This window comes from Anoxybacillus sp. FSL W8-1294, from assembly GCF_037965005.1.
GTDB classification, from domain to species: domain Bacteria; phylum Bacillota; class Bacilli; order Bacillales; family Anoxybacillaceae; genus Anoxybacillus; species Anoxybacillus flavithermus_G.
In genome coordinates this window covers 2,683,714-2,708,705 of record NZ_CP150179.1, presented here as the reverse complement: position 1 = coordinate 2,708,705, position 24,992 = coordinate 2,683,714, and the positions used below count along the sequence as shown (strand labels likewise).

General features: G+C 44.2%; 22 protein-coding genes. 15 read left to right on the top strand and 7 right to left on the bottom strand.

What is annotated here, in order from left to right:
• Nucleotides 1-12 precede the first annotated feature (12 nt).
• Nucleotides 13-573: a hypothetical protein gene (locus NSQ23_RS14670; protein ID WP_064220792.1), complete on the bottom strand. Its 561-nt coding sequence runs from the start codon at nucleotides 571-573 to the stop codon at nucleotides 13-15.
• A 140-nt stretch (nucleotides 574-713) separates the two neighbouring features.
• Here NSQ23_RS14670 and NSQ23_RS14665 point away from each other — a divergent pair, with 140 nt between their 5' ends.
• From NSQ23_RS14665 to NSQ23_RS14625, 9 genes are all read left to right on the top strand, one after another.
• Nucleotides 714-1,448, top strand: coding sequence for a WecB/TagA/CpsF family glycosyltransferase (locus tag NSQ23_RS14665; protein WP_339171792.1), 735 nt, complete (start codon nucleotides 714-716; stop codon nucleotides 1,446-1,448).
• Complete coding sequence (locus NSQ23_RS14660; RefSeq protein ID WP_339171789.1) at nucleotides 1,445-2,977, top strand: polysaccharide biosynthesis protein; 1,533 nt, start codon at nucleotides 1,445-1,447, stop codon at nucleotides 2,975-2,977. The genes NSQ23_RS14665 and NSQ23_RS14660 overlap by 4 nt, the downstream gene beginning before the upstream one ends.
• Nucleotides 2,950-4,842 (top strand): DUF5693 family protein, encoded by a 1,893-nt coding sequence (locus NSQ23_RS14655; RefSeq protein ID WP_339171786.1) that lies wholly within the window; start codon nucleotides 2,950-2,952, stop codon nucleotides 4,840-4,842. Before NSQ23_RS14660 ends, NSQ23_RS14655 begins: the two co-directional genes overlap by 28 nt.
• Complete coding sequence (csaB, locus tag NSQ23_RS14650; protein ID WP_339171783.1) at nucleotides 4,839-5,921, top strand: polysaccharide pyruvyl transferase CsaB; 1,083 nt, start codon at nucleotides 4,839-4,841, stop codon at nucleotides 5,919-5,921. The genes NSQ23_RS14655 and csaB overlap by 4 nt, the downstream gene beginning before the upstream one ends.
• Before the next feature lie 117 nt (nucleotides 5,922-6,038).
• On the top strand, nucleotides 6,039-6,521 hold the full coding sequence (locus NSQ23_RS14645; RefSeq protein ID WP_064214374.1) for a competence protein ComK: 483 nt from the start codon (nucleotides 6,039-6,041) through the stop codon (nucleotides 6,519-6,521).
• 40 nt (nucleotides 6,522-6,561) lie between these two features.
• Nucleotides 6,562-6,990 carry a DUF1284 domain-containing protein gene (locus tag NSQ23_RS14640; protein WP_064220796.1) on the top strand — a complete coding sequence of 143 codons (429 nt, stop codon included), beginning with the start codon at nucleotides 6,562-6,564 and terminating at the stop codon, nucleotides 6,988-6,990.
• 49 nt (nucleotides 6,991-7,039) lie between these two features.
• The gene (locus NSQ23_RS14635; protein ID WP_339171779.1) at nucleotides 7,040-8,386 is read left to right on the top strand and encodes an aspartate kinase; all 1,347 of its coding nucleotides are present in this window, start codon (nucleotides 7,040-7,042) and stop codon (nucleotides 8,384-8,386) included.
• A gap of 60 nt (nucleotides 8,387-8,446) precedes the next feature.
• Nucleotides 8,447-9,367 carry a processed acidic surface protein gene (locus NSQ23_RS14630; RefSeq protein WP_339171777.1) on the top strand — a complete coding sequence of 307 codons (921 nt, stop codon included), beginning with the start codon at nucleotides 8,447-8,449 and terminating at the stop codon, nucleotides 9,365-9,367.
• Nucleotides 9,331-9,858, top strand: a complete 528-nt coding sequence (locus tag NSQ23_RS14625) for a class D sortase (protein ID WP_339171775.1) — start codon at nucleotides 9,331-9,333, stop codon at nucleotides 9,856-9,858. The genes NSQ23_RS14630 and NSQ23_RS14625 overlap by 37 nt, the downstream gene beginning before the upstream one ends.
• Here the strand turns inward: NSQ23_RS14625 and NSQ23_RS14620 are convergent, their stop codons facing one another.
• Nucleotides 9,859-10,266, bottom strand: coding sequence for a YwpF-like family protein (locus NSQ23_RS14620; protein ID WP_339171773.1), 408 nt, complete (start codon nucleotides 10,264-10,266; stop codon nucleotides 9,859-9,861). It abuts the gene before it with no gap.
• Between the two features lie 371 nt (nucleotides 10,267-10,637).
• On the opposite strand from NSQ23_RS14620, the gene NSQ23_RS14615 reads away from it, so the two are divergent.
• A complete protein-coding gene (locus NSQ23_RS14615; RefSeq protein ID WP_339171770.1) occupies nucleotides 10,638-11,063 on the top strand; it encodes a coiled-coil domain-containing protein in 426 nt (141 codons plus the stop codon).
• A 21-nt stretch (nucleotides 11,064-11,084) separates the two neighbouring features.
• On the opposite strand, the gene NSQ23_RS14610 is transcribed toward NSQ23_RS14615, so the two are convergent.
• Complete coding sequence (locus NSQ23_RS14610) at nucleotides 11,085-11,498, bottom strand: helix-turn-helix domain-containing protein (protein WP_339171769.1); 414 nt, start codon at nucleotides 11,496-11,498, stop codon at nucleotides 11,085-11,087.
• Between the two features lie 194 nt (nucleotides 11,499-11,692).
• Between NSQ23_RS14610 and NSQ23_RS14605 the strand changes: the two genes are divergently transcribed.
• On the top strand, nucleotides 11,693-11,971 hold the full coding sequence (locus tag NSQ23_RS14605) for a hypothetical protein (protein WP_339171767.1): 279 nt from the start codon (nucleotides 11,693-11,695) through the stop codon (nucleotides 11,969-11,971).
• Here NSQ23_RS14605 and NSQ23_RS14600 read toward each other — a convergent pair whose 3' ends face one another.
• From NSQ23_RS14600 to secA2, 3 genes are all read right to left on the bottom strand, one after another.
• Complete coding sequence (locus NSQ23_RS14600) at nucleotides 11,972-13,105, bottom strand: IS4 family transposase (protein ID WP_064214037.1); 1,134 nt, start codon at nucleotides 13,103-13,105, stop codon at nucleotides 11,972-11,974. It abuts the gene before it with no gap.
• A gap of 484 nt (nucleotides 13,106-13,589) precedes the next feature.
• Nucleotides 13,590-14,456 (bottom strand): accessory Sec system S-layer assembly protein, encoded by an 867-nt coding sequence (locus NSQ23_RS14595; protein WP_339171765.1) that lies wholly within the window; start codon nucleotides 14,454-14,456, stop codon nucleotides 13,590-13,592.
• A gap of 16 nt (nucleotides 14,457-14,472) precedes the next feature.
• Complete coding sequence (secA2, locus tag NSQ23_RS14590) at nucleotides 14,473-16,806, bottom strand: accessory Sec system translocase SecA2 (RefSeq protein ID WP_339171763.1); 2,334 nt, start codon at nucleotides 16,804-16,806, stop codon at nucleotides 14,473-14,475.
• A gap of 238 nt (nucleotides 16,807-17,044) precedes the next feature.
• On the opposite strand from secA2, the gene NSQ23_RS14585 reads away from it, so the two are divergent.
• The 4 genes from NSQ23_RS14585 to NSQ23_RS14570 all read left to right on the top strand — a co-directional run bounded on the left by NSQ23_RS14585 (nucleotide 17,045) and on the right by NSQ23_RS14570 (nucleotide 23,828).
• On the top strand, nucleotides 17,045-20,479 hold the full coding sequence (locus NSQ23_RS14585; RefSeq protein ID WP_339171761.1) for a S8 family serine peptidase: 3,435 nt from the start codon (nucleotides 17,045-17,047) through the stop codon (nucleotides 20,477-20,479).
• A 134-nt stretch (nucleotides 20,480-20,613) separates the two neighbouring features.
• Nucleotides 20,614-21,072, top strand: coding sequence for a hypothetical protein (locus tag NSQ23_RS14580; RefSeq protein WP_339171758.1), 459 nt, complete (start codon nucleotides 20,614-20,616; stop codon nucleotides 21,070-21,072).
• Nucleotides 21,073-21,225: 153 nt separating this feature from the next.
• The gene (locus NSQ23_RS14575; protein ID WP_075039588.1) at nucleotides 21,226-22,575 is read left to right on the top strand and encodes an ISLre2 family transposase; all 1,350 of its coding nucleotides are present in this window, start codon (nucleotides 21,226-21,228) and stop codon (nucleotides 22,573-22,575) included.
• A 158-nt stretch (nucleotides 22,576-22,733) separates the two neighbouring features.
• Entirely contained in the window at nucleotides 22,734-23,828 is a 1,095-nt protein-coding gene (locus tag NSQ23_RS14570) for an S-layer homology domain-containing protein (protein ID WP_339171755.1), read from the top strand.
• 23 nt (nucleotides 23,829-23,851) lie between these two features.
• Here NSQ23_RS14570 and NSQ23_RS14565 read toward each other — a convergent pair whose 3' ends face one another.
• Nucleotides 23,852-24,817, bottom strand: a complete 966-nt coding sequence (locus NSQ23_RS14565; RefSeq protein WP_339171753.1) for a C40 family peptidase — start codon at nucleotides 24,815-24,817, stop codon at nucleotides 23,852-23,854.
• Nucleotides 24,818-24,992: the final 175 nt, after the last annotated feature.

The following is a 24,992-nucleotide window of genomic DNA, read 5'->3' as shown; positions in this document are numbered from 1 at the left end:
GGCTCCCTTTTTTTAAATGAGTTCAATATCTTCTAAAATCATGCTTGCGAAAAAGCCGCTGATGTGATGAAGTGCTTCAAGCACCGCTTTTGGATCGGCATGGAAAAAGTCTTTCATCATCGACTGATTTTGTTCATGAATAAATGCGAAAATGAAATCTGTCTTGATTCGATTGCTTAGTAAGACAGGGCAATAGCTCAGTTCAAGCTTACGTTTTATATTTCCTTCGTCGCCGAAATGTTTGCGATACACTTCACGCAACGTTGGCAATTGTTCTTGAATTTTTTCATGCGCATCTGTTAACCATGCTTGCACGGCTTCAGCAGGTGGAAATTGTTTATGAAGCAAAATGAGCTCAAAGATTTTGTTTAATGCAAAGCTTGACTCTGTCGCAAAAGCGACGTTCGTCAACAATAACGAAACGTATTCTTCTTCTGTTTTTGTTTCCATGCGCATTTTCATAAAAATTTCTAATATTTCCGAGTGTACTTTCGTCTTCGTCCAATCTTTTGTTAATTGTTGAACGAGAGCCATGACAGCCCGATTAACCGTATCGTTTGTCCATTGTTCCATGGCGTATGCAACCCTTTCTTTTGCACGTATGTATACCATTAGTTTACCAATGTTATGACAAAGAAGAAATAGTCAATTGTTATATTCATGTGATATGATTAATAATGTTGTCGAACAATCGAATTAAAGGAGCGTTTTATATGTCGTTTCAAACGGTTCACATACTTGGAGTTCCGTTTGTTCGTGCGACAATGGATGAAATGATGTCCGTCATTCATGAGCACGTCAAACAACAAAAGCCGTGCTTTATCGTAACGGCGAATCCTGAAATTGTGATGAAAGCAAATGAAGAACCTACATATATGGCAACGATTCAGCAAGCGGATTACGTCGTCGCGGATGGCATCGGGGTCGTGAAAGCGGCTGAACTGCTCGGAACGCCGCTTCCAGAGCGAGTGGCTGGCTACGACTTGCTTTGCCGCTGTTTGCAGCTTGCTGATGAGCATGAATATCGCGTATATATGATCGGCGCAAAAGAAGAAGTTGTACAAGCGGCAGCGAAACATGTGCGTGACCGCTATCCGAACGCTCGTTTAGTCGGAGTACGCAACGGCTACTTCGATTGGAACGATGAAACGATCATCGAAGAAGTGAAGCGAGCCGAACCGGATTTTGTTTTTGTCGCGTTAGGCATGGGGAAACAAGAACAGTGGATTTCCCAACATATACAGACAGTCGGACGCGGTGTATGGATGGGCGTTGGCGGAAGCTTCGACGTGCTTGCCGGCGTGGTGAAGCGCGCACCTGAACTATGGATTCGTCTCCATTTAGAATGGTTGTATCGACTGTTAAAACAGCCGACGCGGGCGAAACGAATGCTTGCATTGCCGCGCTTTGCGTGGACGATTTTAAAGCAAAAGGTTGTTAGAAAATGAGCCAGTCATTTGTGAAAGGGACGATCATTTTAACACTCGGCACGATCATCTCGAAAGTGCTCGGCAGCATTTTTCGTATTCCACTGCAAAATATTGCAGGGGATAAAGTGCTCGGTATTTTCAGTCTCGTTTACCCGCTTTATATGGTTGCCTTAATTTTATCTGTCGCAGGCATTCCTATCGCGGTATCAAAATTAATTTCGGAAGCGCGCGCCCAGCAAAAAGAAGATGAAGTCGCGCGTCTCGTGCAGACGGCGAGCGTGTTGGCATTTAGTTTCGGCGTGCTCAGCTTTTCGCTCCTTGCAGGAGGCTCCTCATGGATCGCCCAAGCACTAGGTGGCGAGGAAGCGCAATGGGCGATTATCGTCGTCAGTACGACGTTACTTATCTCGCCGTATATGGCGGTATATCGCGGCTTTTTCCAAGGGCTCGAAGATATGAAACCGACGGCGGTATCACAAGTACTTGAACAATTTGTGCGCGTTGCTTTTATTTTACTTGTTGCTTTTTATATGGTGAAAGCTGCATATCCTGACGATATAATCGCCGGAGCAATTATGATTGGCTCGCCGCTTGGGGCGCTCGCGAGTCTCGTATACTTACGGACGTTGTATGCCCGCTCTCCTTACCGTCCGAAGCGCGTGAAACTAACGCGTACGCAGTGGATGGAGACGAGCAAGACGATTTTAACGTTATCCATTCCTATTGCGCTCGGTGCGCTTGCGATGCCATTTTTAAATTTAGTCGACTCACTATCCGTTCCGCTCGCGCTTCGTTCGTATGGCGTAGGAACAGACGAAACGAGCTATTTATTTGGGCTATATAGCCGTGGAACAGCGCTCGTGCAAATTGCGACCGTATTTTCATCTTCCCTTGTGCTCCCACTCATTCCGCTGTTAAGTAAACAGCTAGCAAAAGGGGAAATAAACCGAGCACAGCAAACGATCGAACAGTCGTTTCGTCTATCCCACTTTTTATCATGGCCCATGGCGGCCGGACTCGCCGCTTTAACCGTTCCGCTCAATGTCGCTTTATTTACAAATGACGAAGGAAGCGCAACGATGGCGGTCGTGTTGGCAAGTTCTCTATTTACATCATTCGCGTTGCTTGGGACAGGCATTTTACAAGGTATTGGCGAGTCGAAACGAGCTGCTTTCATTATTTTAATAGGCTGTCTCGTGAAATGGGGGACAAACATATTGTTCATTTCTTGGTACGGCTTAATTGGTGCCGGCATTTCGACGTTTGTCACATATGCGTTTATTACGTGGGCAAATCATTATGCGATTCGTCGGCGCATTCCGCTCGCATTTTGGAATCGCCAAGCGATCATTTACGCACTCGCCTCACTCATGATGGGCGCATGTTTATTTTTCATTTCCCCAACGACTAGTAGAATAGCTTCTCTCGCTTATGTAGCAGCGGCAACGATCGGAGGGGGCTTGCTTTATGTTGGAGTGGTTTTTGCGCTCGGTGGTGTTACGCTCCAGCAAATGCGCCAATGGTTGAATCAAACGAAGAAGGGATGAAACACGTGAAAAAATGGTTGTTGATTATCATCGCGCTTTCGCTCGTGCTCATCGCCCCAGCGATCAGCAAGCGTCATCAAGCAGAATGGGACAATCGAACGTATGAAATGATAATGCCATACGATGAAATCGAAGCATGGTTGCAAGAAGAAAAAGAAGAAGACGTATGGAAGCAATTGAAAGAAGCTGGGTTAACGACGGTGAGCGTTGAAGCAGAAACGCTCGAGTCACTTGAAAAATCCGGGCGTGTTCTATTGATAAAGATGAGCGAGTTTAAACGTATGCTTATTTTTGCAAACGAAAATGTCGCTCATCTTCCTTCGCGTGGGCTTGTCGTTTATCCGCTCGATGAAACGTTCCCGCTTGTTTCATCGCTCGAAGCGACGTTTGGCGATGACGTTCAAGCGACGCAAGCAAATGGAAAAACGTATTATATAATCGAAGGAAATGCGAAAAAAATCAAGCGTGTTCCATTAGGATATGATGAAATGAAAATCGCTCATCTCATTGAACAAGGCTTAATGGTTGTGCTCCGTATTCCAGATGCACGTGATATGAACAAAGCGAGTGTACATGTACTTCAACAAATTGAAGCGTTAAAAAATGAACATACATCTAAGTTGTTGCCGACAGGGGAAGAAGTGGCCGGCTATCCGACAGATGTCGCAAAATGGGGCGAAAGATGGAAAGAAACGGGATACGTCCTATTGTCAACGGAGTTTTATGAAGCGAAAGGGTTGACGACATTAGCGAAAGCGATGGATGTGCACGTTGTTCGATTGCATAGTTTAAATTTAGAGCAGCGAAAGCCAAATGAAGCGGTCGATGTCGCTATTCGTGCGATTAAAGAGCGAAACATACGTGCCTTGTTTATTCGTCCGTATGCATCGGCAGATACAGAACAAAATATGGAAAAAACAATAACGGTGATGAAACAAATTGTTCAACATATGCCGAGTCATTATACGCTTGGAAAAAGCGAACCGTTCGCACCAATTGAACGTTCGTCTATTGCCACAATTGGATTTGTGATTGGGGCGACTGCTTTCGTTTTTCTTGCGGTTCGTTCGCTCGTGTCGCCAATGATGGCATCACTTGCCGCTGGCGGAGCTCTCATTTTAGGCATGGCAGGTACGGTGTTAGCAATCGATTTGGCATTGAAAGCACTAGCCTTGCTCGTTGCTATCATTACCCCAATATATGCCTCTAAACCTTCTTCCGTCCAAGAAGGATGGCGTGGTACATTTATGGCGTATGGTCGTGCGATTGCCATTTCGTTTGTCGGAATTAGTTGGATTGTGACGATGCTGTATGGAAATGAGTATATGGCTTATGTCGGTGAAGGGTTTCGTGGGGTGAAACTTGTTTACGTCGTTCCGCTTGTTGCCATGGTCGTACTCGTTTTACCTTGGATCATTCGAGAGCCGCTTCTTCCTTTTATGAAGCGACTATGGAAGCATCCGATTACTGTCGGACATGTCGTGCTTAGCTTGATCATTTTCGCTCTGTTGGCGTATTACGTCTTGCGCTCTGGCAATACAGGAACGGCAAGTGCTCTTGAACTAGCAGCGAGACAAAAGTTAGAAGAATGGTTGTACGTACGCCCACGCACGAAAGAGTTTTTGCTCGGTTTTCCAGCTTATTTGCTTGCGTTATTTGTCATCAATAAGCAAAAGCAGCTAGGGGCGATCCTCCTTGTCGTTGGGACAATCGGATGGTTGTCGATGATCAATACATTTACACATTTGCATATCCCACTTTTTATTTCATTTGTTCGCACAATGTATAGTCTTGGACTTGGGCTATTTATTGGTATTGCCCTCATTTATGTATATAAGTGGGTATGGAAAAAGGTGATACGATGAACATTGTACTATCTGGATATTACGGTTTTCATAACGTCGGCGACGAAGCCATTTTATATGCGATCATTCAAGCGCTTCGGGCGCATGATCCACATGTGCAAGTGACCGTGCTTTCAAACGATCCTGAATTTACAAAACAAACATATGGGGTTCATGCGGTAAATCGTTGGCGAATCGGTGACATCGTTCAGGCGCTCCGTCAAAGCGATGGGTTAATTAGCGGCGGCGGAAGTTTGCTTCAAGATCAAACAGGATGGCGCAGCATTCCGTACTATACAGGGATCATGCAAATTGCCAAATGGCTCGGCAAACCGGTCATGGTGTACGCACAAGGGATGGGGCCTGTCAACAAAAAGCAAAATCAATGGCTAGTGAAATGGACGTTAAATCAAGTTGATCGTCTTACGGTGCGCGATGAACCGTCTGCACAACTATTAAAAACGCTAGGTGTAACGAAACCGATTACTGTCGTACCTGATCCGGTAATGGGACTAGAGCCGCCGACAACGCCAACAGTTTGGTGGCAACAACAGTCGTTTACACGTCCTGTTGTTGCTGTTTCCGTGCGTGATTGGACGCGCGGTCGCGATTTTGAAAGAAAAATTGCCGTTGCGCTTGACCGTTCGATTGAAGCAGGTTTTGATGTTGTATTCATCCCGATGCATGGGCATCATGATGATCAAACGTCCCGTCGTGTGTTAGCGATGATGAAAGAGCGCGCCGTCGTTGCTCCTTATGATGCAAGCATTGAAGAAAAAATGGCGATGATCGCAAGTGCTGACTTGCTTGTCGGGATGCGTTTACATGCGTTAATTTTTGCGGCGGTCGTTCATACACCGTTTATCGCTTTGTCGTACGATCCGAAAATTGATGCATTTGCCGAGCAAGCAAACCAACCGGTGTTTGCGCATGTCGAACGAGACGACTGGGACGGTGAAGCACTATTTTCATATATTCAGCAATGTATGAACGAACGAGAAGAGCGAAAAGAAGCGATGATTCAAGCTGTCGCACCGCTCCAACAAACAGCCCAACAAACAGCCAAAGAAGCGCTCGCTTTGTTAAAGCGCAACATTTAGCGAAAAAAGGAAAACAATTTACTGTTTAGTCCCGGACATTTTCCGGGATTTTTATTGTTAAAATTATGAAAATTCATTATAATAATGGCGAACATATATTTGTGAGGGGGAGTTTGGATGGAACGGATGGAAGAGTACATGATTATGGAGGAGACAGCTGCACTTGTGCCACAATATGATTCATACGGCCGGCTTGGGACGATCGTTTACGAATTGTACAACACGTACAAGGTAGAGCAATCGCCGAAAGAGATTATACAACAAAGCTGCCGTTACTACGGAAGTACATATGAAGGAAAAGTTCACGCGGCAAAACATATTCTCGGCATTCGGCAAATGGTTCCGATCTCCGTTTGTGAAGCGCTTCGGCTCTACTTCTTTCCAACATGTTCTCCTGACAGCGATCGATGCATATGGATTGCACCATCCCACATCAAGATGATACAACCGTATGAGAAAAAGAAAACGAAAGTCATTTTAAAAAATAAACAAGAACTCATTGTCGACATCCAAAAAGGAACGTTGGAAGGAAAAATGTATAAAACAGCGATGCTTATGGTTACTTTACAACAAAGAATGATGAATAACTATGAAAAGTAGTGTATAATATTTCGAGGATAAAAAAGAAAAGAGGACCATTATGCGAACGTTGCGAGGACATCATTTATTATGCGTACACGGCTTCCAAGGCATGGGATATAGTGAATCGTTCGTCGAAAAGATGACCGAAATCGTTGCGTTTATGCGCGATGACCGTACGGATGGTCCGATTCGCGTCATCGCCGCCCTTGATGAAGCGTGTTATGCGTGTCCCCACCATGGAGTAGACCGTTGCGAAGCAGATGAACAATCGAACGATCATGTGCTGACGATGGATCGGCGCGTGCTCAACCATTTACAGCTCAAAGAAAACAAAGTATATATGAAATCTGAGCTCATTGAACGAACGAAGCAAGCGGTTGAACCAGATGATCTAGATGTGCTTTGTGCTGGCTGTTCATGGCTATCGTATGGTGTGTGCAAAGAAGGAATACGAAAATTGAAAAATTTTTCTGACAAAAGAGATTGAAGATATGCTATGATAAGGAAATAAAAATAGAAAGAAAGGGTTATGGCATATGAAAGTAGCAAAATTCGGGGGAAGTTCTGTTGCCAATGCACAGCAATTTCAAAAAGTAGCCAACATCGTCACAGCGGATGATGCGCGCAAATTTGTTGTTGTTTCTGCGCCGGGCAAGCGATGCAAAGATGATACGAAGATGACAGATTTATTAATTACGCTTGCAAAAAAAGTAATTGAACATGACATATACGAAGGGGTGCTTGCGCAAGTTGTCGCACGTTATGATGAAATCGTCACCGATTTACATTTATCACGTGACATTTTAGACGTCATTTCGGCAAGCTTACAACAAATGATTGATACGTATCGCGATCAACCAGAGCGCTTGCTTGATGCATTAAAGGCGAGCGGAGAAGATAACAATGCGAAGCTGATGGCACACTACCTTCGTCAGCTCGGTTATGAAGCGCACTATGTCAATCCGAAAGATGCCGGCATTTTCGTCACAGATGAGCCGGGCAATGCACAAATTTTACCTGAGTCATATGAGCAACTGGCAAAATTAAAGGAAAGAAGTGGCATTTTAGTTATCCCAGGCTTTTTCGGCTATTCGCGTTCAGGGCATATCGTCACATTCCCACGCGGCGGTTCGGATATTACCGGTTCGATCGTTGCGGCAGGAGTTGGCGCTGAACTATACGAAAACTTTACCGATGTCGATTCCATTTATTGCGTCAATCCGTCGATCGTGGAACATCCGTGCCAGCTGAGAGAATTAACATATCGTGAAATGCGTGAATTGTCGTATGCCGGTTTCTCGGTGTTTCACGATGAAGCGCTTGAACCTGTGTATCGCCGTGGCATTCCGGTATGCGTGAAAAATACGAACAACCCGGAAGCGCCGGGGACGATGATCGTCGCAACGAGAGATCATCGCGAGCGCCCTGTTGCAGGCATCGCAAGTGATACAGGCTTTTGCAGCATTAACGTCAGCAAATATTTAATGAACCGCGAAATCGGATTTGGGCGCCGTCTACTACAAATTTTAGAAGACGAAGGTATTTCATATGAACATACGCCATCAGGCATTGACAATATGTCGGTCATTTTACGTGAAGAACAATTGGCTGGAGACGTAGAACGCCGCGTTTTAGAGCGCATCGTGAAAGAATTGCGTGTCGATGAAGTATCGATTGAACGCGATTTAGCGCTTATTATGGTCGTTGGGGAAGGGATGGAGCGGAGCGTCGGTATTGCGGCGAAGGCTACAGCTGCATTTGCCCGCGCCAACGTCAATATTGAAATGATTAACCAAGGTTCCTCAGAAGTAAGCATGATGTTTGGCGTCAAAGCGGATGCGGTTGAAAAAGCGGTGCGCGCCTTATATGAAGTATATTTCTAATCGTATAAAAATGGAATAATCGAACAAAATAACCATAGCACACATAAGGGAGGAAAATACATGCGCGTGCTATGGTTATTTGTTTTTTTAGTTGCCACACCTGTGCAAGCAGCCATTTCCGAAGAGGCGCTACAACAATACGTACAAGACATCGGTTGGACGATGGACGATTTAACGCGCTATTTAGCGAAATGGAATATGACGATCGAAGATTTTTCTTCATTGGAGGCGTTAAAAGAGCAATTAGGCACACCCATCACGCCTGATCGGCTTGATGCCCTATTACAGCGTTATGAAATGACGCAAGAAGAAGCGGAAGCGCTTCTCGGACAATTTGGTGAACAACTGCAACAATATACGTTTATTGAAGATTTATCGTATGCGCTATCGTTTTATCGCGACCGTTACGATGCGATGCAAGCGATGACCGATATTTTAGCGACGATTGGACTAACGGAAAACGAAATTCGAGGATTAATTGAACGTACTCCGCCGACTGCGAAACAAACGCTTGAACGCCTTGACGACCAAATACAAACGCTTGTGCTGCGTGACTTATCCAGACCGCTAACGAAAAAAGAGCGGGAAGCCATGCTCACCTTTTGGAACGAATGGCTGTCGCTGTATCGCCTGCAAGCGAAAGTGTTTGAAGTAAACGAACATGGGCGAAAACCGATTTCGTTTGAACAAATAGAAACAGCTACAGCCCCTGTCGTTATGGAATGGTATGATGAAAGAGGAAATTTCGTAGCCGATTTATATATTCCGTCTGAACGGATGAATTCGAGCGTGTTGATTGATGCAAGCGAACAACTTGCACACATTGGGAAGATGGCGCTTGATTTAGAAAGCGGCTTGCTTGTTGCGCGCATGCCGAAAACCGCTTCTTCGTACGGGATGAACATATTGATTGGCATCGGGTTGCTTTTTGTTAGTTTGCTGTTATGGAAGAAGGGAAAACGATGCGAGCCGTTGCGATAGCGTTATTCCTTTTCGGCGCCTCTTTCATTTGGGCAAATGTGTTCGGTTGGTATAAAACGTATGAAGCGGTAAAACGAAACGACCAACCTACTGTACAACAGGGTGATGTGATCGGCACGCTTTTTATGCCGAAACTAAACATATCCATGCCGATTTATGAAGGATTGCAACAGTTAAATAAAGGGGTGGCGCTCGATGAACGAAGTGCGCTTCCGGGGAAAGGTAATCATACGATTTTAGCAGGGCATCGCGATACGGTATTTCGTCAGCTTGGCGACATTCAACGAGGAGACGAGCTAGTCATTCGCACGAACGATCAAACATGGACGTACGTCGTTCAACATATTCGCATCGTCAAGCCAGATGATAAAACGGTGCTCGTCCCAAAAGCGCATCCGACGCTTACGTTAATTACATGTTATCCGTTTCGCTGGATCGGGGATGCGCCGAATCGATACGTTGTCATTGCCAAACAAAAAGGGGCTGGATAATCAGCCTCTTTTTGTATGCATGTGTTCTTTAAATTGTTGTAGGAGCGTTTCACCGTGTAGTCCGCGCTGAACTAAATCTTCGAGCACAACTTCAGCCAGATTCGACCGTTTGACGAGCGTCGCATCCATTAGTACACTCATTCGTTCACTCATTATCGTTATCGAGCGAACGGTCGCACGTACATGGGCAGGATCGTTCGTTTTGCGTGAAATGGTCACAAGCGCATCAAACGTTGCTCCGCTTTCTTTTAACGATGTAAATAGCTCGCGGTATGTTTGCTCGACGTACGCTTCGATCAGCCACTGCTTGTTTTCATCTTCTTTATTGATTATTAACCCATCAACAAGTGGAATATCTTGCTTTTGTTCATGCAATAGTGTGAGGGCAACCAGCTTAAATGTTTTCACCGCATCCACCTCGCAACAGTAGTTGCCTTTATTATATCATATGAAGAATGTGTAACAAAAAAAGAAAAGAAAAAGTAAAAATTGAATTTTCGGCTACTTTTTTTGCGAGAAACGGCTGAAAAACGGCGAAAAAATAAAAAAATCGGCTTGAAAATTAAAAAATCGAAATTTTACATCATTTTTGTATTTTTGTATCATATAGACCGAGGAGGTGATAAAAAGCAATTCCTCTCAACTTCCTTCCAAAATGTGTCCTCTTACTGCTCCCTCACAGTTTGGCTAGCATCCTCTCCGCTAGCCTCTTTTTTTCAATTGACCGGCTATGGTCGGAGTGGTATGCTAGGGGTGAAAATGAAAGGGGTGAATGAAACGTGGAAAGCCAAGTGTTACAAGCAGTGAAAGAATTGCTTTATGAAGTACGTGAAATGCGTGGGGAAATAGAAAACTTGAAACAAGAGATGCAAAGCTTCAAACAAGAGATGCGTGCAGAAATGGAAAGTTTCAAACAAGAGATGCGTGCAGAAATGGAAAGTTTCAAACAAGAGATGCGTGCAGAAATGGAAAGCTTCAAGCAAGAAATGCGCGCAGAGATGCAAAGCTTTAAACAAGAGATGCGTGCAGAAATGGAAAGTTTCAAACAAGAAATACGTGAAGAAGTAAAAGAACTGCATGTGCGCATCGGAAAGTTAGAAACAAAAGTGGACAAGCTGCATGACAAATTTGAACTGCACGCACAAAAGCAATGGCAAACGGAAGCAGATGTATATCGTTTAAAAAAATTAATCGGCATTGAATAAAGGGCAGAAAACGCCCCTTTTTTATTTCAATGCTTCAATCATTTCATCGATCATCTTTATGACGATCTCTTCCAAACGTTTGCGTTTATGCGTCGGTAATGACCGCAACGCATATAGTCGTTTCGCAAGCTTCGGCTGTTCATTGATGTAGCGAATAACGGATAACTGCTCATCGCTCATGTCATTTGTCCCGTATGCCAATCGTACTTCTTGCAATAGTTGTTCATCTGTCGGGTGTTTACCGAGCAAAAAATCGGTGCTGACGCGAAATAAATCACTCATGTCGATAATCGACTGCAAATCAGGGAGCACTTCACCGTTTTCCCATTTACTCACTTTCGAACGAGACACGTTTAATCGCTGTGCCAATTGTTCTTGCGTCCAATCGTGTGCGTTGCGCAAACGCCTAATTTGTTCTCCGATATGTTGTAACATCATCTTCCACCAAATTCCCTTTTTCTTTTTACGATAGAAGAAGAAAGGGGGATTTTTTGTTCTTTTTAAGAACAAACAAACAAAATGTTCGTTTTCAGAACGAAAATAAACAGTCTTTTTGTCGAAAAAAGTTGAATGAATATTCGAAAAATGTAAAAATATACATTGGAAAAACTTGAGGGGGATGATGAATAATGAATATTTATTTTTCCAATTTCATTGTTCATGAAGCGAAAAAAAGAGGAAAAACGTGCGAGGTGCTTATTAAAGAAAAGCCGAATCCTCCATTTTATGAATCTCGCACAATCGAACCCATTCACTTTTCTGACTCACTTCAGTTTATTTCACCAGTGAACAAGCTGCCTCTTGAACCGATGCGCTACCGCATGATTACATGCACAACAAAAGACGATTTATTTTTATTTTTTAAAACGGTAGACGATCAATTAATGATTGTCATTCACGGCTGTTGATTATCCAAAATTAGGCATACTCCTCCCATATATTCGGGCATACTCAAATAAGACAGCTGCCATCTCGGATTTCCATTCGAGAGGAAGTTGCCCAGAGAAAAAACGACGGACAAACGAAAGAAAGGTAAGGGACGAGGTTGTCCGTTTTTCCGTTCGATGATATAGCCATCTCAGTAACACATAAGCGATAAATGCCGCAAAAAGTTGGTTGTATACCGCATGCTCGTTGTTGCCAAATAAGGTCGGAACGTTTAGATATTGCTTGATCCATCGGAAAAACACTTCCACTGTCCAACGTTCTTGATACATCTCGGCAATCTTTTCCGCCGATGCCTCTAAGACGTTCGTGACCACACGGATTTCATGCCCGTTCGCATCCTGAAAGATCACGACGCGATGGCGCTTTTTGGAACGACATTGTTTCGTTCCTAACTGGCAAGTAAAATCCGCCACAATAGAAGAAGAGGAGGAAGAAAGGCGCTTTAGGCTCTTTTTTTGATGGATCTCGACATTGTCTTTCATCCGAATCACAAACGGTTGCTTCTGTTCGACAAACCGATCGAGGCGTTCAATTTTAAAGTACGCTCGATCTTCGACAAGAACCGTTTGTACGTCTGTGAGCCGCTCTCCCACCGGTCCATCGTGGCGCAACCCTACGGTTTCTACGATGTCGCTCGGCATTTGTTGCTCAGGGGAATACGCGACGTGCATTTTCACTCCGGATCGTTCCCCATGATAGGGTGCCCATGTCAGGCGGTTTTTCCCCACGGTGACGGTCGTGGAGTCTACTATACGCAATGCTTTTGGAAAGCGAAGCGAACGGCGGGTTTGGCGATTGCACTTAGAAACAACCAAAGCAAATAAGCGCTTCATCACCTCGTACGGAACTTCTTTCGCTTTCTTAGAAACCGTCGAGTAATGAAACGTCGGCAATCCGTACATTTTCGCCACATCGGCACCATGACGGAAACTTTTCCATTCGTGAAGTGCCGCCAGCAGAAAAAAATCAACCAACGTGCGCACCGTAAACGTCCGCGAAGTGTCATGGTAGCCAACGGCTTCGGTAATCGACTGGAGATCTTCATCAGAAACAATTTTTTGCATCAAATTTGGGAGTGTGGTATGCTTGTGCATAGAGAGCACCTCCTAGGTTTGTTTGTGTTGTTACTTACATTCTACAGGAAAGGTGCTCTTTTTTCTATGTTTTTTATGGATATTATTGGTTAATCAACACGCCTGATTGTCATTACGTTTTTCTTTGGTAAAGGACAAGCGCAAATATGTGTGAAACGTTGGAATGACCTCGAGAAGCGTTACATCCCCGCACCGATGAACGACCTCACAGCTGCTGAAGAACGAGCCATCCTATGTACTTTCCGCTCAGTTTCTATTCGTTCTGGGCAGAAAATTCAATATTGTTTATTTTGAACGTGTGAGAGAAGGGAATATATGCTTGTCAACAAAAAATTTATACCAAAAAGACTAAAAATATGTTTGTTAAACATAAAAAATCATGCTAAAATATAACTGTAGTACTATTTCCTTCTGTTTACAATAGAGAGCGGTTGGTGGCCAGAGGCAAAGAAAAAGGGCTGATGTGAATCATCAGCCCTTTTTCTTATTGTGGAATATAGGCACGCCATGTAGAAAAATCAAATTCATCTTTTTGTAAAAGTGATTTTGGAAAGATAAACGTCCACGGTTTGCTTGTATTTGCTTTCACTTCCAAATTCAACGTGAATGCTCCGCGTGCGACAACATCCCCCGATGCATCTTCGACAACTAATGGCATTTGCTCGAATGTAATGTTTTTGTCGCTACCGTTGCGAATCAGTAACGTGACGACTAAATCTCCCTCTTCGTTCATGCGGGCTTGCAATCCCATCACGTTCACTTCGCCTTGTTTCGGTGGGGTAAGCGAACGAACGAGTTGCTCGAGTTTTTGTTTATCTTCTTCTTTTAAATGTTGCTCCCAACTTTCTTCTAAATCTAGTCGATGTGGCTTTTTTAATTCAAACGCTAACTTCCATCCTGTTTCTGGAATATGTTCTGTATATAAGTCACTTGTTGTAAATACAAATCGCCACGGACGGCTGCTTTTTGGCGGAATGTCGCCAAGTTCATTCATCGGGAATATTTTTCTTCCGATGACTTTTCCATCTGGTCCGATGAACAGTAGTGGCATATGGTCAAAACGAATCGACTGATCTAAGCTGTTTCGGACAAACGCTGTAACAACGTAATGATCGCCTTCCTTTTTCCATTCTATCCCCGATAGTGATACTTGATTTTTTTTCAACGGTGGTAATTCGTTATTGACATATTGAAAATAATATTTTTGTTCGGTTGTTAGTGACATCAGTGGATGAATCGATAATGTCGTATGCACGTCTTCATCTTGTTGTTCACTTGCGCCGTCAAATAATTGCTCTGCTTGAACGGTGCTATCTTCCCCTTGTTTTTTCTTTTTGAAAAATGGAAACATTGTTCCATCTCCTTCCTTATTGTGATATGAGCTGGGCAAGTTGTTGGGAAGCATCCTTTTCTAATCGATGGTACATGAGTGTAAAGAGCTCCAACCCTTCTTTTGCATATTGGCGCATCGGATCTTCTTGTCCGTAATAGCGCAACCCAATCCCTTCTTTCAATAACTCCATCGCTTCTAAATGTTTTGTCCAATGGAAGTCGATGAGCGAGAGTAATGCACGTTTCAATGCCCATTGATGTTCTTCGGTATATTCAAATGCATGAACGCGCTCTTTCCATGCTGAGATCGCTTGGTGGACGATCGCTACTACTTCTTTTTGCTCGACGACATCAGCTACATCAATGTGTTCGTTTGTTACCGCTTGAACAGTCGCTACTAAACGTGTGATGTCCCATTCTTCTGGAATGACATCTTCTGGACATGTATAAGCCACTTCTCGTTCAAGAAACGATGGCACCATATGAACAACAATTGGAATGACATCATCAGCTTCAAGCACGCGGTTGCGGAGCGTATAAATGGTACGACGCTGTTCGTTCAATACGTCATCGAGCTTTAAGTTATACTCCCGTACCGAGAAATTGCTTCCTTCACAAATACGCTGGACGCGGTTGACAAACTCATGGATGTCTTTGTTTAATACTTCCCCTTCCTCGTTCACTTGTAGTGATTTTTTTATTTTTTCTAATTCGTCTTTGGCGAAGCGACGAAACATATCGTCTTCAAGCGAAATGAAAAATTGCGAACGTCCCGGATCTCCTTGACGACCAGCACGTCCTTTTAATTGGTTGTCAATGCGGCGGCTTTCATGACGTTCTGTACCGAGAACGTATAAACCACCAAGCTCTGCCACGCCTTCTCCAAGCATAATGTCTGTTCCGCGCCCAGCCATATTTGTCGCAATTGTAATTTGCCCCTTTTGACCAGCACGTGAAATCAGCTCGACTTCTTGCTCAACGCTTTTCGCATTCAGCAATTGGAACGGCAATCCTTCTTCCGCTAAATATTTCGCCACTTTTTCCGATTGTAAAATGGACGTTGTCCCAATGAGCATTGGCTGTCCAGTCGCGTGTACGCGCTTCGCTTCTTTGGCGACTGCTTTATATTTTGCATCGATGGTCGCAAAGACGCGGTCAGGCAAGTCTTGACGGATAACAGGGCGGTTTGTCGGAATTTGAACGACATCCATGCCGTACAACGTTTGAAACTCTTTTTCTTCCGTTTTTGCTGTACCTGTCATGCCGGATAAAATCGGATAAAGACGGAAATAGTTTTGAATCGTAATCGACGCTTGAATTTTGTTTTCTTCGGTTAGTTCGAGTCCTTCTTTTGCCTCGATCGCTTGATGAAGCCCGTTGCTTAAACTGCGTCCTTCCATCGGGCGGCCGGTAAACATGTCAATAAGCAATACCTTTCCGTCTTTGACGATATAATCAACATCGCGCGTAAACATGACGTATGCGCGCAACGCTTGAATGACGTAATGATATAACACTTGATGTTCAAGGTCATATAAGTTGTCGATTCCGAATCCTTTTTCAATCTTTTCAATGCCTTGCTCGGTTAAGTTAACGGTTTTTGTTTCTTCATCGTATTCGTAATCTTCATCACGAACGAAATGTTTCACGATACGGGCGCATAAGTAGCTTAGTTCCGAGCTTACGCCTGTTTTACCCGCGATAATGAGTGGGGTTTTCGCCTCGTCAATTAATACGCTATCGACTTCATCGATAATCGCATAATGAAATGGGCGTTGGACACGATCAGCGACGCTATACACCATATGATCGCGCAAATAGTCAAAGCCAAACTCGTTGCCGACACCGTACGTAATATCGGCGTTGTATGCTGCTTTTTTTTCCTCAATGGACATGTGTGGCAAGTTCAGACCGACGGATAAGCCTAAAAACTCATGAATTTGTCCAATTAACTCTCGGTCGCGACGAGCTAAGTAGTCGTTGACGGTAATGACGTGTACGCCCTTTCCTTCAAGGGCACGCAAATAACTTGGGGCGGAAGCGACGAGCGTTTTTCCTTCCCCTGTCGCCATCTCGGCAATATTTCCTTCCGCTAGTACTAATCCTCCAATCAATTGAACGTCAAAATGACGCATGCCAAGCACGCGTTTGGATGCTTCGCGAACGGTTGCAAACGCTTCTGCTTGTATATCAAATACCGTTTCGCCACGCTCGAGCCGTTGTTTAAACCCGCTTGTTTTTGCGCGCAATTCGTCATCTGTCAACGCTTCAAATGTCGGTTCAAGCTCGTTGATACGCGCAACGATTTTATAGTAGTTTTTTAATTTTCTTTCATCGCTGTTTACTAGTTTTTTTATGTAAGACAACATGGGGAACCTTCTCCTTCGCTGTAAATCAAATCGTTTCAACGTACAGTATACCATTGTTCCCAGAATGTTTCACGACCCGGAAAATATTTCTTTACTTTTTGTTTATTGGGTGATATTGTAAGATTGTTAGAAAAATTTATCAAAATATGAAACCTTTTTTGTTTTTTATCGTTATAGTAGGTGTATTTGTCTTCGGTGGCGAATACATATGTTACATTCTTTTGAAGGAGGCTTTTTTATGAAAAAATGGAAGAAAACCGCATTATCGATTAGTTTAGCTTCGTCGCTTATCGTGCCGGCAGTTGCGCAAGCGTCGACGGAAGCGCCAATCGCACAGTGGAAAAAACAAACGACGACAGCATCGGCTTCACTTGCGTACAAAAAGTTTGAAGATGCACAAAACCAAGTGAGCACCGATACGCTTATCGTAAAGTACAATGAAAAAATTCCAACGGCGGTACATCGTAGTTTAGGAGCGACGTTGAAACAATCATTCCCACAATTAGGATATGATGTCGTCACCGTACAAAAAGGAAAAGACATGCAGCAAGTGATGAAAAATTACGCAAAATTAAAAGCCGTCAAAAGCGTGACACCAAGTTTTACATACAAACGGCTCGGTTCTCTTGATCCGAAAGCAGACCATATGTATTTACTGTCGCTATTAAACGTGGACAAAGCGATCAAGCTAGCGGGAAAACATAGCGTGACTGTCGCGGTCATTGATACAGGTATGGATACGAAACATCCAGAGTTAAAAGGACGCCTCCTTCCTGCTTACAATGCGATGAACCCAGCAGGTGCGCCAATCAAAGACGTGCACGGGACACATGTGGCAGGCATTATCGGTGCCAATGCGAATAACGGTATTGGCGCGCATGGTGTGAATCCGAACGTAAAAATTTTACCGATTGACGTGTTTGGTGGGGGACTTGGAGCGAACGATTATACGATCGCCCAAGGTATTTTATATGCGATTGAAAAAGGGGCAAAAGTCATTAATATGAGCCTTGGCGGCTATTTTAGCTCACCGATTTTAGAAGAAGCTGTTCAAAAAGCGATTGATGCAGGCATTACCGTCGTTGCTGCAGCAGGAAATGAAGCGACGGACATGTACTCCGTTCCGGCTGCATATGAAGGGGTCATTAGCGTGGGGGCAACGGATAGTAAAAATCAGCTCGCTGAGTTTTCAAACTACGGTCCGTCTGTTGACCTTGTTGCACCGGGGGCGGACGTATATAGCCCGATTTACGACTATGCGAAAGGCTCGTCTTTTGCAGAACTAAGTGGAACATCGATGGCATCGCCAGTTGTCGCAGGCGTAGCATCGCTTCTTTTATCGAAATATCCGAATTTAAAGCCATATCAAGTGGAATGGATTTTAGAGCGCACCGCAACAGATTTAGGTGAAAAAGGATATGACTTGACGTACGGCAACGGTTTAGTCAATCCAGTTGCCGCGCTGCAATATAACATTAAAAACGTACCGCAAAAAGAAAAATGGAACGATGAAACGATTTTAGCGAAAGCTCCTGTTATTGACGCGAAAGAATCGTACGTCAAGAAAGGATCGCTTACGAAATCGGAAGAAGTGCATTGGGTGAAAGTAAACGTCCAACAAGGTGAAAGCGTGCAAGCCCTATTAGAAGGGGCGGAGTCGTACGACTATAAGCTCGTTTTCCGCTTCTATCCTGAAGGAAAAACGACGTCTGAAAAGCCGATTCAAGTGAATGACGGCCGCGCAGGTGAAATGGAAGCGAAACTATTTACAGCAAAACAACCAGGTGTGCTCGCGATCGGGGTCACAGATGCGAACGGCAACTACAATTTACAAGGAAAATCAACATATACATTAACTGTCCAGTCGTTTACAGAACTTGCGGACGATGGCTTGACGAAAGAAAACCCAGCGACGATTGAACAATTACCGTTTTCTTTAGAAAACTTAACATTCGTTCCAGAAAACAATGAAAGCGACCGCGACTATTTCCGTTTTACTGTCGCAGAGCCGACGACGGTGAAATTTCAGCTATCTGCTGTGCCGGGCATCGATTCGTCATTAAACGTTTATTTCGCTGAAGAACTATATCGCCCAGTCGACCCAGACGCAAAATATAAAGAAATTCCGTTCCCGATCGCGTCAGGAAACAATAACGGCGTCAGCAAAGGGGAGACGGTGACGTTTGAAGCGCAACCGGACGTCGAATATGTGCTCGAAGCGTCAAGTGAACCGATGGACGGATTTTATCCAATGGTGCTTGATATGACGATGTCAAGCAACAAAGTAAAAGAAGCAACCGGTTCAGCGATCCCGTATCAAATAAGCGCCGAGGCGATTACGCTCCCACAAGATGAAGACAACTTCCCAGCACGTGAACCGATGTCGTCGGAAGAAGGGGCTGTGGAACAAGCCGAAAAAGCGACCGTCAATATGCGCAAACCAAACGACATCATTACCATTGGCGATGACGGAAGCTGGAGCTACTTTGAAAACGAACAAGTCGCACAAATTAAAGAAAATGCTCTACCTTACAACATCGGCGATCGCGCCGAGGCGTTTATTCAATTTAGCTACGACCAAGATTTTTACAAGTTAACGGTACCGAAAACAGCGATATATCAATTTTCATTCGCAACACCTGACGATATGATGCCGTCAGCGATGTTGTTTGAATACGATGAGAAAAAAGACGATCTTGTGCCAGTCAACTCGTTCTACTCATTCGATTGGATGACAAGGAAAAAACAATCCGACTGGACGCTCGTTCTCGAAGAAGGAAAAACGTATTACATGTCAGTACAAAATGACTACTATCAACCAGTTGCCGATCCGTATGCCATCACATCGAAAAAATTGCTCGACGCACCGACAGATAAAAACGAAAAAAATAACGAACCAATTCAAGCAACCGTTATAAACGTTAACGATGTGAAAACAGGAAACTTTGCCCTTCCAAACGACAGCGATTACTATTACTACAAACATCGGAAAGCGACCGAACTGTTGACGTTTTATGCAAAACCAAGCAAACAAAACGCATCGTTTCCGAAAGCGTTGCGCGGCACATTAATTCCAATCGTATCGGTTGTTGAAGATACGAACGGAAATATGACGATTGACGAGGACGAATACAATAAAGCTGTCACGTTTTATCCAAACGGTTCGAGCCCGTTATACGACGTAAACGGTTCGTTCCAAGCGAAGAAAAATGTCGGCTACTTCTTTATCGCGAACGGGTTGATGTGGGATGGATTGTCGCTTCAGTCGTATAACTTTGGTATTCAGTCGCTCACTCAAAAAGATGAAGATGCGTCATCTGTCATGAAAAACAACGTGCCATCCAAACCGCTTTCGCTAAATAAAAAAGGAAATACGTACGAAGCGAAAGGGTATATGAACGTTGTTGATTACGGAGACAAAGACGCATACAAATTCGTCGTTGCAAAAGACGGCACATTTACATTCAAACTCGACGTACCAGGCACGATGGATGGGGTCATGTCGATTTTTGATGCGAAAGGACGGATCGTTCAAACGTACGACCATTACGGTGATGGCGACGCCGAAATCGGCACGCTTTCCTTGAAAAAAGGAACGTACTATGTCGTCGTTGAAGAATCGCTTGCTCGGCCAAACTCCAACCCATACACGCTCTCGATTATAAAAAAATAGATGACATAAAGGCTGTCTGTAATTAGGCAGCCTTTATCATTTTCCAGCTACGTGATGTACGAAACCGTGTTAAGATAAATGTAGATTGATAGAATGAGGTGGTCGATATGCGTCGTATGCCGTTCGTCTTGTTTATGTTCGTTTTTTTGTTCTTTTTTCAAACGCCAGCGCATGCCGATGTCGTTGATTTAACAAATAAAGCGAAAGCGCAAGCGTACGAAGATTATTATCCGCTGATCGCTCGCTATAAAGGAACGAGTGGGGTGACGTTTGAAAGCTATAGCGTCTATTGGAATGCAACGAAACTTGCTCAGCTTGAACAAGAGCTATTAAAAAATAAACACGGTGCCGAACTTTCCTTGTTAGGAAGTGTAAAAATTTTTCCTGATTACCCTGCAGGACAAAACGTACTTGGACAATATTTTGCGCAATATCAAGTCAGTCCGAAACTTGCGCTGCTTCCGAATCGTTACATTCATTTATACGGTGGGAATGAATGGACGACCGTTGAGGAAATGGCAACGACGCTCGCACATGAATATGGGCATCATTTTACGTATTATGATTTGTTGAATAAAGAACAACGCGTATGAGTAAAATGTTTGTGGGAGAAAAAAAGACAGGTTCCTGATTTGGTATAATAAGGAACCTGTCAGATATGTAAGCAAAATAGATGAAAAACGGGCTCTCCTCCTGGTAAGGTAGTAAGTGAGAAAAAAATACAACCAAAGAAAGGAGTGGAGCCCATGCAGGATTATATCACAAACGGCTTGACATTAAAAGAGATCGAACAGTCTTTATTTAGACATATGCAAAAACAATATGGTCATCTCCTTCAACAGGTGTTGGAGGAGATCGACCGCACATTGGCAGAACAGCGGGACAAGAAACGATATGCGCTCAAAGATAAGCGGACGATCCGACTCCAAACGCTATTTGGAGAGGTGGAAGTGAAGCGAAACTACTACTTTGACCGTGAAAAAAAGGTGTATACGTCTTTACTCGATGTCTTTCTTCAGTTCGATGGGGCGCATGGAGTGAGTCCGCTATTAGAGGAGACAGCGATTCATCTCGCCGTGACGGGTTCTTCGTATCGACAGGCTGCGCAGTCGCTTGAAAAGCTGGTGGGGTATGCATGTATGAGTCACGAAACGATTCGCCAGTCCATCATCGAGGCAGAGGTGGAAGGGCACCGTGCGATGGAGAAAAAAGGGCGCGTGTTTTTTATCGAAGCAGACGGGTTGTACGTGAAACGTCAACGAAGCCGCATCAAAGGAAAAGAAGAAAAGATCATCACGATTCACCAAGGATGGGAGAAAAACGGGAAACGCGTATCCTTAGTGAATCGACGGTATATGGTTCATCAAACGAATGAACCGATTTGGGAAGCTGTAGAGAATTTTCTGATGAAGGAATACAGCTATGATCCGTTTGAGGATTGGGTGGTCATCAATGGAGATGGAGCCCCATGGATTACAGCGTGTCGAGAATATTTCGGGGACAGGGGGTACTTTCAGCTTGATCGGTTCCATGTGGCAAGAGAGATTCGTCAATTGTTCCGAGGTCATGCGAGATATCGGGTGATTCGAAAGAAGTTAGCATCATGGGATGAAGAAGGTGTGTTACGAGAACTCACAAGTGCCATCGGTACGTTAGAACATGAGGAGAAGGAAAAGCAACTCGAGGCGCTTGTTCGTCGAATCGAGGAGATACCAGGATGTTTACGTGACTATCGCGTATGGTTGAAGGAAAAAGGGATTGACACGACAAACATGAGGGCGATGGGGAGTGCGGAAGGAACGATGCATGTGTTTGCGAAACGAAGTAAAAACGGTCGAAGTTGGAGGGATGCAGGGATTGAAGCGATGTTGCGAGCGATCGTCGCGATAAAAGATACGTTACTCATTCGGACACGCGATGGAGTGATGTATGGCGTGGAAGAACGAGAAGAAACGAAACGAGAAACGATCGTGAAAAAGGCACTGAAGCGCGTGCAAACGCAAATGACAGAAGTGGTACGAGATAACATCCCATACCTTCGCCAATCTTCAGGGACACCGATTTACGAGGCATTGCAAGCATTGAAAGGTTTTTAAAACGAGAGAAAACGCACATACCTACAGGATGAGAGTGAGTAAAAGCGCTTACATATAACGATTTTATAAAACCATATATAACCAAAAAAATCGGTCGAGAAAAAAATCTCCCACAAAGTCTTGACTCAAACGAACAACGCCATCCGAACGAATGGCTCATGTCGCGATATGCTGCCGCGCGTGAATTGTTTCGCTATCCGTCTGTCCACGCTGATGGAAGTGGAGCGTACGAATGGTATATGTCTGAAATATTGGCAGAAGATTACGTTCAACTTTTTGGTTCGCCGAATGCGTTAAAAGGACATATGCAAATGAACGTTCATTTGCCGACACCATTTGATCTTCCAGCTTTACAAACGTATTGGAAAAATCAACTTGGCGTTCCGTACGAACCGATGCCGCCGTTTCCTTTATTGCTGACAAACTATACGGTAAAAAATAATGTATATGCGCTCAAGCTTTACACATATGCTGATGCGACCGCATACGTCAACGCGCAAGATGGAGATGGACGCTACGCTTCTGTTTATATCGGAAGCGTGCCAAAAGGAGTGAACGAGACGGTATACGATGGGGCAAAACTAAATAGTCAAGTTTCTTGGCTATTCCGCTCAACAATGGTCGATACAGCGTTATTTCGCGTCGTCCAGCCGACAACAAAAGGATTTAATCGCGGTTCAGCGACGTTACGTGTCCAATACGGAACAATCGATTCGCTTGTTTCTACACCGCCACTTTTTCCGGACGTCGTTGGGGAGGAATTGCAAGAAGCTGCCCAGCTCCTCAATGAACGAGGTATTGTAGCAGGATATCCAGATGGAACGTATCGTCCAAACGAACGGCTACTCCGCCGCCATGCCGCGCTTATGCTGATTCGTGAGCTGAAGTTAACGCTTCCTGAAGGATATGTCGTGAAAGCAAAAGACGTCAAACCGACCGATCCGTGGTATAAAGAGATGACGATTGCTGAAGCATACGGGTTGCTTACAGGATATAACGGAAAACTATATCCGAACGATTATATTACTCGCGCCCAAATGGCAACGATTTTAACGAGGGTATATGCCGATGTGTACGAACAGCCGACGACGAATCAACCGTTTGTCGATGTTCCTTTTTCTCACTGGGCGTATGAGCCAATTAATACGCTTTTTTATAATCGAATTACGATCAACAATCCGTATCGCCCGGACGACGTTGTCACACGCGGACAGTTTGCCCTCTTTTTAAAACGGACGCTCGATAAAAAATAGCGAGAAAGACTTGTCCTTTCTCGCTATTTTGCGTTAATTGCACGATAGAAAAATACCGCAAATTGTGCACGTGTCACCGTTTCTTTTGGGCGAAACGTTCCGTCTTCATAGCCGCTTGCAATGCCAGCTGCAACAAGCTTTTCAATCGCATCATACGCCGCATCTGTTTCTTTTACATCGGTAAATGGCACATCCGCCCCGCGCTTTAACTTCCACGCTTCCGCAAACCATATCGCTAACTGCTCGCGCGTGATCGGTTCGTCCGGTTGGAACTGTTTACTGTTTTTATCGATTATACTTTCTTTCACAAGGGCGTTCACCGCACCAACTGCCCAATGATCGCTTGGGATGTCCGTAAACGTTTCTTTTCGATCGTTCATATTCAATTTGAAATACGTGGCGAGAAGCCCTGCAGCTTCAGCACGCGTCATCATTTCATCAGGTTTAAAATAACTTTTCGCATACCCGAGCACAATCTCTTTTTTTCCTAACGCTTCAATTTCTTTATTTGCCCAAAAATCATTTCCGATATCTTCGAATTGACCAGCTGCCTGCTCATAAGCGAGCACGCGTCTTGCTCCTATGTATCGCTTTTTATAGTACGAATCATCTAATGAAGAAACAGCAATTCCTTTCGATGAACTGGCATGAATAAACTCGTTGTCTCCGATGTAAATGCCTGCATGCGATGGACCTTTTTTATACGTCTCAAAAAAGACGAGATCACCGACACGTAAGTCTTCTTTTTTTACCGCACTTCCTTGTTTATATTGCTCCGCTGTCGTGCGCGCTAACGTGACGCCAACACCGCTCATCACATGACGCGTAAACCCGGAACAATCGAACCCTTTTTCCGAACTTCCCCCGAACTGATACGGCACCCCGACATATTTTTTCGCCAATGGAACGAGTCGATCGTAGCTATCGCTTGCGTAAGCGAAGGAAGGGAAAAGAAAAAACAAAAGCAATGCTGAAACAAACCGCCTCACCCGTCACACCTCGCTCCGTCATTATTTTTATATTTTCGACATTTTTACACAATTCCAAGTGTATCATAAATAGGAGAGTGGTAACTTTACAGTTATGTAACAAAAGTTTTTGTCAAAAAGTTACGTAGGAAGGTATTGAAAAATGTCGAACATTCGGTAAAATGGTGAATAGGTG